The sequence below is a fragment of the Methylobacterium sp. FW102-HT35C08 genome (genome assembly GCF_058790235.1).
Genome location: NZ_JBYTCL010000002.1, coordinates 2,229,901 through 2,246,729 on the forward strand (window position 1 = coordinate 2,229,901; position 16,829 = coordinate 2,246,729).

Sequence of the window (16,829 nt, forward strand, 5' to 3'; positions counted from 1 at the left end):
GCGAAGCCCAGGACGCGGTTCGAAACGATACGGGAGAGACGCCATGACCCTGCACGCGCCGGCACCCTCGGTCGAGACACGGGGCAACTTCATCGACGGCCGCGAGGTCGAGGCCGGCGACGGCACGCTGATCGACGTGCGCAATCCCGCGACCGGCACGGTGATCGCCCGGATTCCCAATTCAGGTCCCGCCGATGTCGACAGGGCGATGCGTGCGGCCCGGGCCGCATTCGAGGGCAAGGAATGGGGCGGGATGGATCTCCGGGCACGCGCCCGGCTGGTCAATCGCCTGGCCGATGCGTTCGAGGCCAACCTGGACACGCTCTACCGGCTGGAGACCACCAACAACGGCCGGCCGGTCAACGAGACCCGCGCCCAGCTCTCCCGGCTACCGGACTTCTTCCGCTACTTCGCGGGCGTGGCGCTGGCGCGCCGCGACGACGTGATCCCGGTGGAGGGCAACTACCTCAACTACACCCGCCGCACCCCGATCGGGGTGGTGGCCAATTGCACGCCGTTCAACCACCCGCTGATGATCCTGTGCAAGTCGCTGGCGGTGGTGCTGGCCACCGGCTGCACCACGGTGGTCAAGCCCTCCGAGTACACCCCGCTCACGACCCTGAAGCTCGCGCAGATCTTCACCGAGGCCGGCCTGCCGCCGGGCGTGTTCAACATCGTGCTGGGGCTCGGCGCCTCCACCGGCAAGGCCCTCGCCGAGCACCGCGACATCAACAAGCTTGTGCTCACCGGCGGCACCGAGGCCGGCCGGATCGCCGGCTCGGCGGCCGCGAAGGTCTTCGCCCACCAGACCATGGAGCTGGGCGGCAAGACGCCCGTAATGGTGTTCGAGGATTTCGACGTCGAGCGGGCGGTGAACTACGCGGCCTTCGGCGCCTTCATCGGCGCCGGCCAGACCTGCGTGTGCGGCAGCCGCCACCTCGTCCAGGCCTCAATCTACGACGAGTTCGTGGAGCGGCTCGCCGCCAAGACCGCCTCGATCCGCCTGGGCGACCCCTTCGACCCGGCGACCCAGCTCGGGCCGGTGATCTCCGAGCGCCAGCGCGAGCGGGTCCTGGCCTATGCCGGCTACGGCCGCGACGAGGGCGCCCGCGCGGTGGCGGGCGGGCGCGCCGCGCAGGTGCCGGGCTTCGAGGGCGGCTACTTCGTCGAGCCGACGGTCTTCGCCGACGTGCGTGCCGACATGCGCATCTTCCAGGAGGAGGTGTTCGGGCCGTTCACCAGCGTCACGCGTTTCGAGGACGAGGCCGACGCGCTCCGGCTTGCCAACGACTCGCCCTTCGGCCTCGCCGCGGCCGTGCGCACCCGGGATGTCGCCCGCGCCCACCGAGTAGCGCACGCGGTCAAGGCCGGCATCGTCTGGATCAACGACCACCACCGCCTCGACCCGGCCTCGCCCTGGGGCGGGGTGGGGGACAGCGGGCTCGGCCGCGAATGCGGCATCGAGAGCTTCAACGACCATTTCGACGTGAAGAGCGTGATGGTCGCCACCGGCGACGGGCCCTTCGACTGGTACCGCGACACGGCTGGCCAGCGCCGCCTGAACTGACGATGACGGCGCGGGAGGATGCGAGGTCCGCGCCAGACGGACCCCTTCCGCGCCGGCTCCCCTCCCCCGGAAGGAAACGCCCATGCCCGCGTCCGTGAACCCGGCGGTCAACGCCGGAGGCCGCCTCGACCGCCTGCCGATCGGCCCATTCCATCGCCGCATCATGTGGCTGATCGGGGTCGGCATGTTCTTCGACGGCTTCGACATCTACATCGCCGCGACCGTGCTGGGCTCGACCCTGAAGAGCGGCTTCTCGACCCTGCCGCAGAACGCGTGGTTCGTCTCGGCGACCTTCGTGGGGATGATGGCGGGCTCGTTCCTCACGGGCTTCTTCGGGGACCGCTACGGACGGCGCTTCACCTATCAGGCCAACCTGCTGGTTTTCGGACTCGCCGCCATCGGCGCGGCCTTCGCGCCGAACATGACGGTCCTGATCATCCTGCGCTTCATCATGGGCGTCGGCCTGGGGGCCGAGAACGTGGTCGGTTACTCGACCATGACCGAGTTCGTGCCGGCGCGGGCGCGCGGGCGCTTCCTCGGACTGATGGCGGTGTTCGTGGTCACCGGCCTGCCGGCGGCGTCCCTGGTCGGATACCTCGTGATCCCGGCTTTCGGCTGGCGGGCGATGTTCGCGCTGGGCGGCGTCGGGGCTTTGGCCGTCTGGTACGCCCGCAAGAGCCTGCCGGAATCGCCGCGCTGGCTTGAGGCGGTGGGGCGGCACGCCGAGGCCGAGGCGCTGATGCGTACGATCGAGGCCGAGGCGAGCCGAGGCGCGCCCCTGCCGGCCGCCGCCGCGATGGCGCCCGTGCCGCAGCTCGGGCTCGCCGCCCTGTTCCGGCCGCCGCTGCTGTCGCGGCTGCTGCTGGGCTGCCTGTGCCTCGTGGTGATCAACACGCTGCTCTACGGCTTCGTAACGTGGCTGCCGACCTTCTTCATCCGGCAGGGCCTCTCGGTGGCGACCTCCTTCGGCTACGCGCTGTTGATGGGCCTCGGGGCGCCGGTGGGGAGCGCCATCGGCGCGCTGACCGCCGACCGCTGGGGCCGCAAGCCGACGATCATCGGCGCCTCGGCGGCCGCCATCTTGTTCGGGATTCTCTACCCGATGACCCAGGATCCGGTCCTGCTGCCGCTCGTCGGCTTCGGGTTGACCGTGCCGATCTACGTGCTGGTGGCGCTCTTGTTCGGGATCTACATTCCCGAGCTGTTCCCCACCGAGGTGCGGCTGCGGGCCTCCGGCCTGTGCAACACGGTCGGGCGCGGGGCGACGATCGTGACGCCGTTCCTGGTCGTGAGCCTCTTCGAGGCCTATGGCATCGCGGGCGTGACGGGCCTGATGATCGGGCTTCTGGCCCTGCAGATCGTGGCGGTCGCCGTCTTCGGCGTCGAGCCGCGCCGTCAAAGCCTGGAGAGCCTCGAGCCCGGCCCCACGCCGACCGAGGCCGGCGCGGCCTCCGGGGCACGCAGCGCGGTGCCACGCCCGATCGCCTGAGCGCACATCACATCCCCGTGCCATCCCGGAGCCGCACCCGGCGCTCCGGAATGGCGGCGGATTTCGGCCTGCGGGAAGCATCAACACCTTCGAAGGCGAGACGCGGATGCGCACACCACACCGCAGGCCCCTGAGATGGGCCCTGGCCGCCGCCCTGCTGGCCGCCGGCCTGTCGCCATCCGGCGCGCACGATCCGAACGCGCCGCCGCACCGCCTGGAGCCGCTCGGCGACCTGCCGCTGGAGACGGGCGAGACGATCCGGGACTTCGCGATCTCCTACGTCACCCACGGGACGCTGAACGCCGACAAGTCGAACGCGATCCTGATGACCACCGCGATCGGCGGCAACCATCATCGGATCGACTTCCTCATCGGCCCCGGCAAGGCCCTCGACACGGACCGGTACTTCGTCGTCGCCACCGATGCGATCGGCAACGGGCTGACCACGAGCCCGAGCAACAGCGTCGGCCAACACGGCACTGCTTTCCCGCACTTCACCATCCGCGACATGGTCGAGAGCCAGAAGCGCCTCCTGGACCGGCTCGGGATCACCCACCTCGTGGCCGTAGCGGGCGCCTCCATGGGCGGCATGCAGGCGCTGCAATGGGGCGTGAGCCATCCCGGCTTTATGGACGCCCTGGTGGCGCTGACCCCGATGGCGCGCACCGCGCCGTGGTCGATCGCCGTCAACGAGGCCACCCGCAAAGCGCTGATGCTCGATCCTGCGTTCAAGGACGGTGCCTACGAAAGGCAGCCCGAGCAGGGCTGGCGGCTGCGCGCCGACATCCTGCAGGCGCTGGCTGCCCGGACGCCGGAGGCCCTGCGCGGGATCGCCCCGCAGCCCCTCGACATCCTGCCCTGGATGCGCGCGCAAGAGGAGGCGGTGCTCAAGGCCGGCTTCGACGCCAACGACTGGATCGCCCAGACCTGGGCCTACGACCGCCACGACATCGGCCAGACCCCCGGTTTCGGCGGCGATGTCCGGAAGGCGCTCGCCGCGATCAAAGCCCGAACGCTGATCCTCACCGGCGGCAACCTCGACCTCTACAATCCGGTCGAGGAGGCGCGCGAGGCCGGTGCCTACATCCCGCAGGCGAGCGTCGTCGCCGTGCCGTCCGTGCAGGGCCATACGACGGCCACGGCGACCAAGGCCGCGGACGTGGATTTCATGAATCGGGCCGTCCGGGATTTCCTGGACGCGGCTGCGCCGCGCGGCCGTTGAGACAGTGAGGGGTCAGGCAATGATCGGACAGACGGCGATCGCGATCGGCGCGGCTCTGGCGGCGCTCGCCGCCGGCCCCGCCGCAGCGCAGCAGCAGGGCGCCCCGCTGCACGTGCCGGCCAAGTCGGTGCCGGTGCCCACCGACGTCAGCCCGCAGATGGGCAAGATCATCGGCCTGCCGCTGCGGACGAACTGGGACATCCACCCGAAGGACGGCGCGGCCTGGAAGCCCGTCGCCGAGGCCGGCGCGGAGGCGCTCAGGAAACTCGTGCCCGGCATGATCGAGCGCCTGCACGTGAAGGTCGAGCGCACGACCATCGACGGCGTGCGGGCCTTCATCGTGACCCCGGACGTCGTCCCGCCGGAGAACCGCGACCGGGTCCTCGTCCACGTTCACGGCGGCTGCTACGTGCTAAATCCGGGCGAGGCCGGGCTGCCAGAGGCGCTGTTCATGGCCGGATTCGGCCACTTCAAGGTGATCTCGGTCGACTACCGCATGCCGCCGGAGGCCGTCTATCCGGCCGCCCACGACGACGCCATGACAATCTGGAAGGCCGTGATGCGAACAACAGATCCGCGCAAGACCGCGATCTTCGGCACTTCTGCCGGCGGCGCGCTGACCCTGGCCATGGTGCTGCGGGCGAAACAGGAGGGTCTGCCCTTGCCAGCCGCCATCGCGCCTGGCACGCCGATGTCGGATACCACCAAGGTCGGCGACAGCTTTGTGACCAACGCCATGCTCGACAACGTGCTGGTCTCGCCGGACGGCTTCTGCGACGACGGTGCCAAGGTCTACGCGGACGGTCACGACCTCAAGGATCCGATGCTCTCGCCCGTCTACGGTGACTTCACGGGTTTCCCGCCCACCATCCTCACCACCGGCACGCGAGACCTGCTGCTCTCGAACACGGTGCGTGTTCATCGCAAGCTGCGCGAGGCCGGCGTGGAAGCCTTCCTCCAAGTCGGGGAAGGCCAATCTCACGCTCAATACATAAGGGACGACACCGCGCCGGAAACCAGGGCGGTGTTCGAGGAGATCGCGCATTTCTTCGACACGCATCTCGCTCATTAGGGCCAAGCCAGGTGCAGCTGGCTGCGTCTGGTTACGAGACGGTTCAACAAGCGGCTCAATGGCCGGGTTGGGCGCGAAGCCGAATGTCGGCTTTATGACGGCAGCGCGCGACACGGATCGGCCGGCCCGCGCCTCGGGCAGTGAAGACACTGGTCATAGGCCCCGTCGCCCCGCTAGTTATGGTACCGCTTCGTCCGGCGCTCCAACTTGCCTCGCCGCTGATCCAAGGGCACTCTGCGAAGCCACCAGCGTAAAGGGCGCATGATCTTGATGGTGCCACGCACGAGCGATCGCGCATGAGGCGCCGCGAGGTTCTCGCCGCGTTGGCTGCCGCCTCCGTCGTGCGGCCCGCGGTGGCGCAGCCCGCTAAAGTCCTGCGCTTCATTCCGGAAAGCGACGTCGCGGTCATCGACCCGATCTGGACGACCGCGACTGTCACGCGCAACCATGGCTACCTCGTCTTCGACACACTCTACGGCCAGACCGCGCGCTACGATTTCCAGCCGCAAATGGTGGAGGGGCATGCGATCGAGGCGGATGGCCGCCACTGGCGGCTCACCCTGCGCGAGGGCCTGCGATTCCATGACGGCGAGCCGGTGCTGGCCCGCGACGCGGTGGCGAGCATCCGCCGGTTCGCCGCCCGCGACGCCTTCGCCCGGGCGCTGATGGAGGCCACCGACGAGCTCAGCGCCGCCTCCGATCGCGACGTGGTGTTCCGCCTGAGGCGGCCCTTCCCGCTGCTGCCCGCGGCGCTCGGCAAGACCGGCACCTCGATGCCCTGCATCATGCCGGAGCGCCTGGCGAAGACCGACTCCAACACGCAGGTCACCGAGATGGTCGGCTCCGGGCCGTTCCGCTTCAAGGCGGACGAGCGGGTGCCGGGGGCGCTCACCGTCTACGAGCGCTTCGACGGCTACGTGCCCCGCCCGGACGGCGTGGCGAGCTTCACCGCCGGGCCGAAGCGCGCGCATTACGACCGGGTCGAGTGGCGGATCGTGCCCGACGCCTCCACGGCTGCAAGTGCCTTGACGGCCGGCGAGGTCGATTGGTGGCAGAACCCCACGCCGGACCTACAGGGGCTGCTCCGGGCAAAGCCGCAGATCCGGCTCGAGGTGCTCGATCCGGTCGGCGGCATCGGCTGCCTGCGCTTCAACCACCTGCACCCGCCCTTCGACAATCCCGCCATCCGCCGGGCGCTGCTCGGCGCCATCGACCAGACCGAGTTCATGAGCGCGGTCGCGGGGGACGAGCGCGCGTTGTGGAAGGACCATGTCGGCGTCTTCTGCCCCGACGCGCCGATGGCGACGCGGGCGGGCACCGAGGTTCTGGTCGGGCCCCGCGACTTCGGCGCGGTGAAGCGCGCCCTCACGGAGGCCGGCTACCAGGGCGAGCGCGTGGTCATGCTCGACCCGACCGACTATCCCGCCACCCACCCGCTGGCGCTGGTCGCCGCCGAGGCGTTCCAGAAGAGCGGGCTGAATGTCGACGTCGTCGCGATGGACTGGGGCACCCTGGTGCAGCGCCGGGCCAGTCGCCAGCCCCCGGATAAAGGTGGCTGGAGCACCTTCGTTACCTACCTGAACGGCACCAACAACTTCGATCCCGCTGGCCAGCTCGGCATCCGCGGCAACGGCGATCAGGCGTGGTTCGGCTGGCCCCGGGCCCCGCGGCTGGAGGAGCTGCGCGCGCAATGGTTTGCCGCGCCCGATCCCGCGGCCCAGAAGGCAATCTGCACCGAGATCCAGCGGCAGTTCTTCATCGACGTGCCGTACCTGCCGCTCGGCGCCTACTATGAGGCGACCGCCTATCGCGGGCTGACGGGCCTGCGCTCCGGCTTCCCGCAATTCTACGACGTCCGGCCCGCCTGACGGCCTTCGCCGCTGCCCCGCATCGGCCTTCGCGTCGGCGGCGCGCGCCCTGGAGAGACCGAAGCCGATGCGCATTGCCGTGCTCCAGTTCACCCACGAGACCGTGACGTTCCTGCCGAACGACACGACCCGCGACGACTTCGTCTATCCGGGCTCCCCGGCAAGCGGCGAGGCGCTGCTCGCCACCGATCCCAAGGGCTACATGGGCGGCTTCGTGCAGGTCGCCCGGGAATACGAAGGGGTCGACGTCGTCGGCCTGACTTCGCCGCTCTGGCCGTGCACCGGCATCGGCTCGGGCTGGGTGACGCAGGACGCGTTCGCGCATTTCCTTGGCGTGATGCTGGCGGAGCTGGAGGCGGGGGCGCCGTTCGACGGGGTCTACCTCGCCCTGCACGGCGCGATGGCGGTGCGCGGTGTGCCGCGCCCCGAGGCCGAGATCGCGCGGCGGGTGCGGGCCATCGTAGGGCCGGGCGTGCCCATCGCGGCGACCTTTGACCCGCACGGCAACGAGGATGCGGAGTTCCTGCTTCACGCCGACATGGCGTTCGCGGTGAAGTATTTCCCGCACTACGACATGCATCTTCAGGGGCAGCGCGCGGCGCGGATGCTGGTGCGGACCATCCGCGGCAGCTTCCGGCCGGCGCACCGGACCATTTCCATCCCGATCCTCGCCCCGACCGTGGTGATGTGGACCGGTGCCCCGCCCTGGTCGGACCTCGTGCAGCGCGCCCTGGTCTGGGAAGCGCGGGAGCCCGACGTGTTCGTCAACGTGTTCTTCGGCTTCCCCTGGTCGGACGTGCCGGACGCCGGCATGGCGGTCCAGGTCATGACGAACGGCGATCCCGCCCTCGCCGACCGGATCGCCCGCGACATGGCGGCCTGGACGTGGCGGCACCGCGTGGCCCTTGTGTCGAGCGTCGCGATCCACCCGATGCGGGACGGGATCGCCCGGGCGGTCGAAGCCGTGCGCGCGGGCGAGGCGCCGGTTGTGCTCGCCGATTACAGCGACCGCTCAGGCCGGGCGACCTGGCTCCTCGCCGAGGTGCTGGCGCAGGGGCTGGAGCGCACGCTGATCGCTACGGTCGCCTCGCCCACGCTCCTGGACCGGTTGCTGGCCGGGGGCGTGAAGACCGGCGATCCATTCGACGCGGAAGTCGGCGGCCCCGTGAGCGGTGAGTCGGAGCCTTCAGCGGGCGTCCCGGTCCGCGTCACTGGGACGGTGCAGGCCATCGTCGCGGGCACGACCGGCCGGGGTGCCGGCACTTGGCTCAGCGTCGCTTTCGGCCGGGGCAACGTGCTGGTCCTCAGCCCCTACCTCGTCCAGATCATGGAGCCCTCGGAACTCTGGGACCTCGGCCTCGCGCCGGAGGATTTCGACGTGGTGGCGATCAAGTCCCGGGTCCATTTCCGCCGGGGTTTTGACGACAGCGGCTATGCGAGGACGATCCTGCTGGTCGAGCCACCGGAGCCGTTCGTCGGGACCGTGCACCTCGACGCCCTCCCCTACCAGCACTTGAAGCCCGGCGATTTCTATCCCTACGGCGAGCCCGTCTACGAGATTGGGTAGCGCATGGCCCCAGCGATGCCGCCGCGGCGGCCATGCGCTACATCGTGGCCATGCCGAACGCGCCGGTCTTCTCGCTGCCCCGCCTCGATCGCCTCGGCGACCGCCTGGCCGCCGATGTCGCGGCGGGCGCGATTTCGGGCGCCGATCTCCTCGTCGGCGGGGCGGATGACGACATCTGGCGGCGCACTGTCGGCTTCCGCGACCGTGCCGCGGGCGTCGCCCTCGAGCCCGACGCGCTCTGGCGCATCTATTCGATGACCAAGGTCGTGGTCTCGGTCACCGCCCTTGTCCTCGCCGAGCGCGGCGCCCTGCGCCTCGATCAGCCAGTCGCGGATTTCATCCGCGCCTTCGGACATCTCACGGTGCTGGACCCGGAGGGCGGGGTCAGACCGGCCACAAGCGCGCCGACCGTTCAGGATCTGCTGCGCCACACCGCCGGGATCGCCTACGGCTATCTCGGCAACGGGCCGGCGCGGCGGGCCTACGCGGCTGACGGTCTGCTGACCGAGGATCTCGACAATGAGGCCTTCGCCGCGCGGATCGCCCGCCTGCCGCTAGAGCACGAGCCCGGCACGGTTTGGCACTACTCGCACGCCACCGACGTGCTAGGCCGCGTCTTGGAGGTGGCCGGCGGCGCAGATCTGCAGGGCGTCCTCGACGCGACCCTCCTCGGGCCCCTCGGCCTCGCCGACAGCCGGTTCCGGATCCCGGCGGCGCGGGCCGGTCGCGTCGCCCAGCCGCTGCCGCAAGCGCCCGGGCAGCGGCCAGCCTTCCACGATCCGACCGAGCCCCGGCGCAGTCAGCGAGGCAATGGCGGCCTCGTGTCGAGCACCGCGGATTACGCCCGCTTCCTGCGCATGTTGCTGACCGGCGGCGCCCTCGACGGCGTGCGGATCCTGGCCCCGTCCAGCGTACGGCTCATGACCTCGGATCATCTCGGGACGGCGATCGCGAAGGGCGCCTACTATCCGCCTGGGCCAGGCTACGGCTTCGGGCTGGGGGTGGCGGTCCGGCTCGCGGCCGGCGAGGCGCCGGTTCCGGGCAGCGTCGGCGACTGGTTCTGGAGCGGCGTCGGGGGCACCTACTTCTGGGTCGATCCGACGGCGGGCTTCTTCGCCCTCCTGATGATGCAGACGTCATCGGCCGCGCAGCGCCAGCATTACCGAACGCTGACCCGCGCCATGGTCTACGCCGCGCTGGAGGCTTCCTGAGGTGAAGGAGGCCGTTACGACGTCTCAGCTCTGATCTTCGGTTAAATTGCGAAGTCGTTTTCATCTCGGCGCCCACGCCGTCCAGGATCGCGCAATGTCGTTCCCACGCTCAGAAGTCATCGGCCTGGCCTCGCGGTTGATCGCGCTCGACACCCGCAGCAGCCGCAGCAATCGCGTACTCGCCGATTTGATCGTCGGCGAGTTGCCGGAATTCGCGGTCGAGCGGCTGGACTTCACCGACCCGGAGGGCGTCGAGAAAACCGCGCTCGTCGCCCTGCGCGGCGAGGCCGGGGGCTGCCTCGCCTTCTCGGCGCACATGGACACGGTGCCGCCGGTCGGCTGGACGCGCGATCCGTTCCAACCTGCAGTCCTGGACAATCGGCTCTACGGCCTGGGGAGTTGCGACATGAAAGGGCCGATGGCCGCGGTCATCGTCGCGGCTCGCAGCCTGCCCGCCGACCGCGCCGCGATGCTGCTGCTGACGTGCGACGAGGAGACGACCAAGGCGGGTGCCCGGCGCATCGTCGCCGAGAGCCAGATGCTCAAGGCTCACCCACCCGCCGGCATACTCGTCGCCGAACCGACGGAGCTGCGTCCCCTGCGCGGGCATCGCTCCGACGTCCAGTTCACCGTGACGGCCCGCGGCATCCAGGCCCATTCCTCGACCGCGGATGGGCTGAACGCCAACATCGCGCTGATCCCGTTCCTGTCCGAGATGCGAGACATCTATCTCACCCTGCGTGCCGATCCCCGGCTCCAGGATCCGAGCTACGCACCGCCCTGGTGCGACCTCAACATCATCGTCGACAACCACGGCACAGCGACCAACATCACGGCGCCGCTGGCGACCTGCCGGATGAAGTTCCGGTACTCGAAGGCGATCGATCCGGTTTGGGTTATCGAGCGCGTCGAGACGGCCGCGCGCCGTCAGGGCCTGGACCTCGTCGTTCGTCAGGAGGGGACACCGCCCGAACTGGCGGTCGAGCATCCCCTGGTGCAGTTGGCCGCGGCCGTCACCGCGGCGTCGCCCGATGTCGGCGCGTTCGGCAGTGATGGCTCGCAGTTCGCCACGGTGGCGCCGACTTTGATCCTCGGTCCGGGCTCCATGGAGCAGGCACACAAGCCGGAGGAGTTCATCGACCTGGAGCAGCTCGAACGATCGATCACGATCTTTCAACAACTAGCCACCGAGTTGCCCATGGTCGCCCGATAGCTATCAATTCTGGTGGCCTGCTCGGGAAACGAGTGGCCGATCCTCGCCTCCATGATGGGGGCGTCGAGGTGCTGCCGCCGGCCGGATCTGGCCGAAGGCAGTCGGTCCGCTCCGAACCGTCAGCATGGTGAAGCGGCCGTGTGATCCAATGCGGTAGTGCGCCGCAAAACCGCACCACATGTCGCTGTCTCAGCTCTCAAGGACCTTTCAAAATCTCAGATTTACTGCCTCCGGCAGTCCCCCCAGGACAGCGGCGCAAATGCAGCAGACGAGCCATTCCCGACTTGTCCTGAACGTCGGGCAGTCCAAGCGCGACGCGACGGCGGGCGTTTGCTGACTCTCTCGATAGATAGCCCCGTTGAGTGTCTGACCGAGCGCGCAAGTCGTCTCACGCGGCGTAGCGGTCGAAGGCCAGATCGTCGCTCTCGATCTCGAGGGTCCGGCCGGACACGAGATCGGCGAGCAGGCGGCCCGAGCCGCAGGCCATGGTCCAGCCGAGCGTCCCGTGGCCGGTATTGGTGAACAGGTTCCCGACCCGGGTGCCCCCGACGATCGGCGTGCCGTCGGGCGTCATCGGCCGCAGGCCGGTCCAGAACGAGGCCCGGTCGAGATCGCCGCCGGCCGGGAACAGGTCCTGCACCGAGCGCGCGAGGGTCTCGCGGCGCGGTAGACGCAGGGCGCTGCTGAATCCGGCGAGCTCGGCGGTCCCGCCGACGCGGATGCGGTCGCCGAGCCGGGTGATCGCGACCTTGTAGGTCTCGTCCATCACCGTCGAGACCGGCGCGGCCGCCGCATCGGTGATCGGCAAGGTCAGGGAATAGCCCTTCACCGGGTAGACCGGCAGCGCGATCCCGAGGGGGCGTAGCAGGGCCGGCGTGTAGCTGCCCAGCGCCGCCACGTAGGCATCCGCCCGCAGAAGGTCGCCGTCGGCGGTCTCGACCGCCGTCACCCGGTCCCCGGTGTGATGCAGGCGCGCGATCGCCGTGCGGTAGCGGAAGGTCACGCCGAGGCCCTCGCAGAGCGCGGCGAGGCGCTGCGTGAACAGGTGCGCGTCGCCCGTCTCGTCGCCCGGCAGCCGCAGGCCGCCGACGAACACGTCGCGCACGGCGGCGAGCGCCGGCTCGGCAGCGATGCAGCCGGCCGGATCCAGCACTGTGTAGGGTACGCCATAGGCGTCGAGGACGCGGGTGTCGTCGCCGACATGGTCGAGCTGCTTGCGCGTCCGGAAGAGCTGCAGCGTGCCCTTCTCCCGGTGGTCGTAGGCGAGCCGGTCTCGGTGCGCAGGTCGCGCAGCGCGTCGCGGCTGTACTCGGCGAGCCGGACCATGCGGCCTTTGTTGCGCTGGTAGGCCTCCTCGGTGCAGTTCGCGAGCATGCGCGTCAGCCACACGTAGAGGCGGGGCTCCAGACGCGGCCACAGCACCAGGGGCCGATGCCGCATCATCAGCCACTTGAGCGCCTTCACGGGGATCCCGGGCGCCGCCCAGGGGGCCGAATAGCCGGGCGAGACCTGGCCGGCATTGGCGAAGCTGGTCTCCAGGCCGGAGCCCGGCTGGCGTTCCAGCACGGTGACCTGATGGCCGGCCCGGGCGAGGTAGTAGGCCGAGGTGACGCCGACAACGCCGCCGCCGAGGATGATCACGTGCATGGCGGGCCTCAGGCTCCGAGATAGATGCGGTGGAAGCGGTGGCCGAGGTTGGTCAGAACCTCGTAGCCGATCGTGCCGGCCGCCGCGGCGACGGCGTCGACGTCGCGCTCCGGGCCGATGATGTCGACGACCGCGCCGGGCCCGAGGGTGCCGGGCGCCACGTCGGTGACGTCGAGGACGAGGCTGTCCATCGAGACGCGCCCGACCACGGGCAGCCGGGCGCCGCCGAACCACGCCGCCCCGCCCGCCGTGCTGCGGAAGAACCCATCCGCGTAGCCGATCGCGACCGTGGCGAGGCGGCTGTCCCGGGCGATCGCGGCCGTGTGCCCATAGCCGACCGGCGTCCCCGCCGGGACACTGCGCGTCTGCATCACCCGGGCCCGCAGGCCGATCACCGGCCGCATCGGGTTCTCTGCGCCCTCTTGCGGGGCGATCCCGTAGAGGGCGGCGCCGGGGCGCACCAGGTCGAAGTGGAAGTCCGGATCGAGGAAGATCCCCGACGAGGCCGCGAGGCTCGCCGGCACCGCCGGCAGGCGCTGGCGGACGGCCTGGAAGGCGGACAGCTGCGCCGCGTTGACCGGGCTGTCCGGCTCGCCCGCGCAGGCGAGGTGGCTCATCACAAGCTGCAGATCGAGGCTCGCGAAGGCGTCAGGCTGGTCGAGGAGCGCGCAGGCCTCGTCCGGCGCGAAGCCGAAGCGGGCCATGCCGCTGTCGATCTGGAGGATCGCCGCCAGGCGCCGCGCGCGCCGCCGGGCCAGGACCTGCCAGCCGTCGCGCTGGGAAAGGTCGTTAAGGACGGGTACGAGGTCATGGTCCGCGCAGGTCGCCTCGCTGCCCGGGGCGGCGCCGTTGAGCACGGCGATCGCCGCGCCCGGCCCGAGGATGGACCGGAGGGCGACGCCCTCGCCGACCTGGGCGACGAAGAAGTGCCGGCAGCCCGCGGCGGCCAGGACCGGCGCGACCCGGTCGGCGCCGAGACCGTAGGCGTCCGCCTTCACGACGGCCGCGCAGGTCGCGCTCCCCGCCCGGGCGGCGAGCAGGCGGTAATTCTCCGCGATGGCCGCGAGATCGATCGTGAGGAGTGTGGAGGCCGTCCTGGCCGGGCCCGCATCGGGCCGGAGATCGCGATCGATCATGCTCATGGCGACCCTCGGGACGGCGCTCGGATGCGATGCCGGGAGGCTACACGAAGGATCGTCGAACACGCGTCGATTTTGGCGAAGAGATTTGAGTTCCAAGCTCGGCCGTGCAAGTTTCTGCGCCCTATTCGAAATTCCTGCGAGTCGTGTTCTGGACGCGATCGACCGCCGCATCATCCAGGCCCTGCGCGGCAACGGCCGGATCAGCAACGCGGATCTCGCCGCGATGGTCGGCCTGTCGGCGTCCGCCTGCCATCGCCGCGTGCGGCTGCTGGAGGAAACCGGGGTCATCCGGGGCTACACGGCGCTGATCGGCGGCGCGGTCGACGGGCCAGGGCTCGTGGTCCTCACCCAGTTCACCCTGGATCGCCAGACCGAGGATTATCTCAACCGGTTCGAGGCGGCCGTCCGGCGCTGTCCCGAGGTGCAGGATTGCTATCTGATGACCGGGACGGCCGATTACCTCGTGAAGCTCAAGGTGATCGACGCGGCCGATTACGAGCGGCTGCACAAGGACGTGCTGTCGCGGCTGCCGGGGGTCGCCCGGCTGCAATCGAGCTTCGCCATCCGGACCGTCGTGGCCGCGGGCCGACCGCTCTGACAGGAGCCCCGCCATGACGCCGAGTACCGAACCGCGCGCGGGCGCCCCCTGCGACCTGCGCCTCCACGACGCCACGCTCGCCGAGGGCCGCCGGGCGACCATCGACATCCTGGGCGACCGCGTCGCCGCCCTGCGGGATCCCGGCGCGCCGCTGCCGCCCGCCACCCGCACCATCGATCTCGGCGGTGCCCTGGTGCTGCCCGGCCTGTCAGACGGGCACGTGCACCTCGACAAGTGCCTGCTCGGCCTCCCGTGGCGCCCGCACGGGGCGAGCGGGTCCGTCCGCGCGATCATCGACGACGAGAAGGCATTCCGCCGCGCCACGCGGATCCCGCTCGCCGAGCAGGGCGCCGAGGCGCTGCTCGAACGCATGCTCCGCGGCGGCACGACGAGCCTGCGGACCCATGTCGACATCGACGACGTCACGCGAATCGACCATCTCGCCCAGATCCTCGACCTGCGGGCGCGCTGGTCCGACCGGCTGCAGATCCAGATCGTCGCCTTCCCGCAGAGCGGGATCCTGGGCTGCCCGCCGGTCGCGGCCGACCTGGGCGAGGCCCTGCGGATGGGCGCGGACCTCGTCGGCGGTCTCGACCCCGTCGGCATCGACGGCGACCGCGACGCTCACCTGGACATCGTCTTCGCCCTGGCCGAGCGGCACGGAAGGGGCATCGACATCCACCTTCACGACGGCGGCGCGGCCGGACTCGGCACGATCGCGGCGATCGCGGCGATCGCGGCCCGCACGGAGGCGGCGGGGCTCGGCGGCCAAGTCACGATCAGCCACGCCTTCGCCCTGGCAGAGGCCGGCGACTTGGAGCTCGGCCGGATCGCGGAGGCCCTGAACCGGGCCGGCGTCGCGATCCTCAGCAGCATCCCGGGCGGGTCCCGATGCCCGCCGATCCCGCGATTGCAGGAGCTCGGCGTCCCGGTCTGCTTCGGCACCGACAATGTCCGCGACTGCTGGAATCCCGCCACCGTCACCAGCATGGTCGCCCGGGCCCAACTCGCCGCCTGTCGGTTCGACCTGCGCACCGACGCGGACCTCGCAGCGCTGCTGGCGCCGATCACCGCCGTCCCGGCACGGGTGCTCGGCCTCGGTCCGGGGACGGTGGCGCCCGGCGCGCGGGCCGACCTGGTCGCCTTCGCCGCCGGCGGAGTGCCGCAGGTGATCGTGGAGCGCCAGGAGCCGGCGCTCGTCGTGGCGCGGGGCGCCGTCGCGGTCGACCGCCGCGCCGCCGGGGACCCGCCGCCGTGAACGACCGCGCGCTGCGCTACCTGCTGGCCGTCGTGCGCGCGGGCTCGGTCCGGGCGGCGGCCGAGTTGCTGAACGTCGCCGCCTCGGCGGTAAGCCGGCAGATCATCGAGCTGGAGGCGCAGGTCGGCGAGACCCTGCTCGAGCGCCTGCCCCGGGGCGTGGTCCCCACCGAGGCCGGGCGTCTCGTCGCCGCGCACGCGCAGCGGCAGGCCGACGAGGCGGCGCTGCTGGAGGACCAGCTGAAGCGCCTGCGCGGGGTGCAGCGGGGCACGATCAGCCTGCGCTGCGGCGCCGGCTTCCTGATCGACCTCCTCGACAACGCGCTGGCCGGCTTCGCCCGGGACCATCCCGGCATCGCCTATCAGGTTGAGATCGGCACCACCGACGGGATCCTCGCGGCGATCGCCCGGGGGGATGCGGATATCGGCCTCGTCTACAATCCGCCCGCACACCCGGATGTCCGCGGAATCGTCTCCGCCCGGCAGCCCCTGCTCGCCGTCCTGCCGAAAGGGCATCCCCTCGCCGACGGGGCGGCCCCGGTCCCGCTGCGCAGCTTCGCCACCGAGCCCGCCGCCCTCCTGCCGCCCGACCACGGCGTGCGCCAGCTGATCGGCCGCGTCGAGGCCGATGGCGGCTTCCGGCTGATGCCGCGACTGGAGACCGCGTCCTTCGAGATGCACCGCCGGTTCGTGATGGCCGCCATGGGCGTCGCGTTCCTGCCCCGCTTCGTGGTCGCGGCCGAGCTGCGCGACGGTCACCTTGCAGCGGTGCCGCTGCGCGACGCGATCCTGTCGGAGGCGAGTGCCCACCTCGTCATCCGCGCGGGGCGGCGTCTGCCAGAGGGCGCGGCGCGGCTGCTCGGCTGGCTGGCCGACCACATGGTGGCGTTCCGCCCGCCGTCGGCCTGACGCGAGCGTGCGGAATTTCCGCACGGAACGTGCAGAAATCGGCTGTTGTCGCAACACTCGATTGTCG

At 70.7% G+C, this 16,829-nt stretch carries 12 protein-coding genes and 1 pseudogene; 11 read left to right on the top strand and 2 right to left on the bottom strand.

What is annotated here, in order from left to right; genetic code table 11:
• Positions 1-43: 43 nt before the first annotated feature.
• The 8 genes from AC3WSN_RS10585 to AC3WSN_RS10620 all read left to right on the top strand — a co-directional run bounded on the left by AC3WSN_RS10585 (position 44) and on the right by AC3WSN_RS10620 (position 11,209).
• The gene (locus AC3WSN_RS10585) at positions 44-1,567 is read left to right on the top strand and encodes an aldehyde dehydrogenase (protein ID WP_492537828.1); all 1,524 of its coding nucleotides are present in this window, start codon (positions 44-46) and stop codon (positions 1,565-1,567) included.
• An 82-nt stretch (positions 1,568-1,649) separates the two neighbouring features.
• Entirely contained in the window at positions 1,650-3,056 is a 1,407-nt protein-coding gene (locus AC3WSN_RS10590) for an MFS transporter (RefSeq protein WP_492537830.1), read from the top strand.
• Between the two features lie 106 nt (positions 3,057-3,162).
• Positions 3,163-4,278, top strand: coding sequence for an alpha/beta fold hydrolase (locus AC3WSN_RS10595; RefSeq protein ID WP_492537832.1), 1,116 nt, complete (start codon positions 3,163-3,165; stop codon positions 4,276-4,278).
• Positions 4,279-4,297: 19 nt separating this feature from the next.
• Positions 4,298-5,350: an alpha/beta hydrolase gene (locus AC3WSN_RS10600; protein ID WP_492537834.1), complete on the top strand. Its 1,053-nt coding sequence runs from the start codon at positions 4,298-4,300 to the stop codon at positions 5,348-5,350.
• Positions 5,351-5,646: 296 nt separating this feature from the next.
• Positions 5,647-7,218: an ABC transporter substrate-binding protein gene (locus tag AC3WSN_RS10605; RefSeq protein ID WP_492537836.1), complete on the top strand. Its 1,572-nt coding sequence runs from the start codon at positions 5,647-5,649 to the stop codon at positions 7,216-7,218.
• A gap of 67 nt (positions 7,219-7,285) precedes the next feature.
• Positions 7,286-8,785 (top strand): M81 family metallopeptidase, encoded by a 1,500-nt coding sequence (locus AC3WSN_RS10610; RefSeq protein ID WP_492537838.1) that lies wholly within the window; start codon positions 7,286-7,288, stop codon positions 8,783-8,785.
• A 32-nt stretch (positions 8,786-8,817) separates the two neighbouring features.
• A complete protein-coding gene (locus tag AC3WSN_RS10615; RefSeq protein WP_492537840.1) occupies positions 8,818-9,996 on the top strand; it encodes a serine hydrolase domain-containing protein in 1,179 nt (392 codons plus the stop codon).
• 94 nt (positions 9,997-10,090) lie between these two features.
• Complete coding sequence (locus AC3WSN_RS10620; protein WP_492537842.1) at positions 10,091-11,209, top strand: M20/M25/M40 family metallo-hydrolase; 1,119 nt, start codon at positions 10,091-10,093, stop codon at positions 11,207-11,209.
• Between the two features lie 388 nt (positions 11,210-11,597).
• Here AC3WSN_RS10620 and AC3WSN_RS10625 read toward each other — a convergent pair.
• Both AC3WSN_RS10625 and alr read right to left on the bottom strand, forming a co-directional pair.
• Positions 11,598-12,856 (bottom strand): annotated as a pseudogene (locus AC3WSN_RS10625) (D-amino acid dehydrogenase).
• 8 nt (positions 12,857-12,864) lie between these two features.
• Positions 12,865-13,998: an alanine racemase gene (gene alr, locus AC3WSN_RS10630; RefSeq protein WP_492537844.1), complete on the bottom strand. Its 1,134-nt coding sequence runs from the start codon at positions 13,996-13,998 to the stop codon at positions 12,865-12,867.
• A gap of 148 nt (positions 13,999-14,146) precedes the next feature.
• Here alr and AC3WSN_RS10635 point away from each other — a divergent pair, with 148 nt between their 5' ends.
• Genes AC3WSN_RS10635 through AC3WSN_RS10645 form a run of 3 tightly spaced genes read left to right on the top strand, consistent with a single transcriptional unit; the run spans position 14,147 to position 16,762 of the window.
• Positions 14,147-14,596 (top strand): Lrp/AsnC family transcriptional regulator, encoded by a 450-nt coding sequence (locus AC3WSN_RS10635; RefSeq protein ID WP_492543065.1) that lies wholly within the window; start codon positions 14,147-14,149, stop codon positions 14,594-14,596.
• Positions 14,597-14,609: 13 nt separating this feature from the next.
• Entirely contained in the window at positions 14,610-15,854 is a 1,245-nt protein-coding gene (locus tag AC3WSN_RS10640) for an amidohydrolase family protein (RefSeq protein ID WP_492537846.1), read from the top strand.
• Positions 15,851-16,762, top strand: a complete 912-nt coding sequence (locus tag AC3WSN_RS10645) for a LysR family transcriptional regulator (RefSeq protein ID WP_492537848.1) — start codon at positions 15,851-15,853, stop codon at positions 16,760-16,762. The genes AC3WSN_RS10640 and AC3WSN_RS10645 overlap by 4 nt, the downstream gene beginning before the upstream one ends.
• The last annotated feature ends 67 nt before the right edge of the window (positions 16,763-16,829 follow it).

What these genes read in the sequence shown, in the direction of transcription:
- AC3WSN_RS10585 (WP_492537828.1), top strand. Translation starts at nt 44, where the DNA reads ATGACCCTGCACGCGCCGGCACCCTCGGTCGAGACACGGGGCAACTTC.
- AC3WSN_RS10590 (WP_492537830.1), top strand. Translation starts at nt 1,650, where the DNA reads ATGCCCGCGTCCGTGAACCCGGCGGTCAACGCCGGAGGCCGCCTCGAC.
- AC3WSN_RS10595 (WP_492537832.1), top strand. Translation starts at nt 3,163, where the DNA reads ATGCGCACACCACACCGCAGGCCCCTGAGATGGGCCCTGGCCGCCGCC.
- AC3WSN_RS10600 (WP_492537834.1), top strand. Translation starts at nt 4,298, where the DNA reads ATGATCGGACAGACGGCGATCGCGATCGGCGCGGCTCTGGCGGCGCTC.
- AC3WSN_RS10605 (WP_492537836.1), top strand. Translation starts at nt 5,647, where the DNA reads ATGAGGCGCCGCGAGGTTCTCGCCGCGTTGGCTGCCGCCTCCGTCGTG.
- AC3WSN_RS10610 (WP_492537838.1), top strand. Translation starts at nt 7,286, where the DNA reads ATGCGCATTGCCGTGCTCCAGTTCACCCACGAGACCGTGACGTTCCTG.
- AC3WSN_RS10615 (WP_492537840.1), top strand. Translation starts at nt 8,818, where the DNA reads ATGCGCTACATCGTGGCCATGCCGAACGCGCCGGTCTTCTCGCTGCCC.
- AC3WSN_RS10620 (WP_492537842.1), top strand. Translation starts at nt 10,091, where the DNA reads ATGTCGTTCCCACGCTCAGAAGTCATCGGCCTGGCCTCGCGGTTGATC.
- alr (WP_492537844.1), bottom strand. Translation starts at nt 13,998, where the DNA reads ATGAGCATGATCGATCGCGATCTCCGGCCCGATGCGGGCCCGGCCAGG.
- AC3WSN_RS10640 (WP_492537846.1), top strand. Translation starts at nt 14,610, where the DNA reads ATGACGCCGAGTACCGAACCGCGCGCGGGCGCCCCCTGCGACCTGCGC.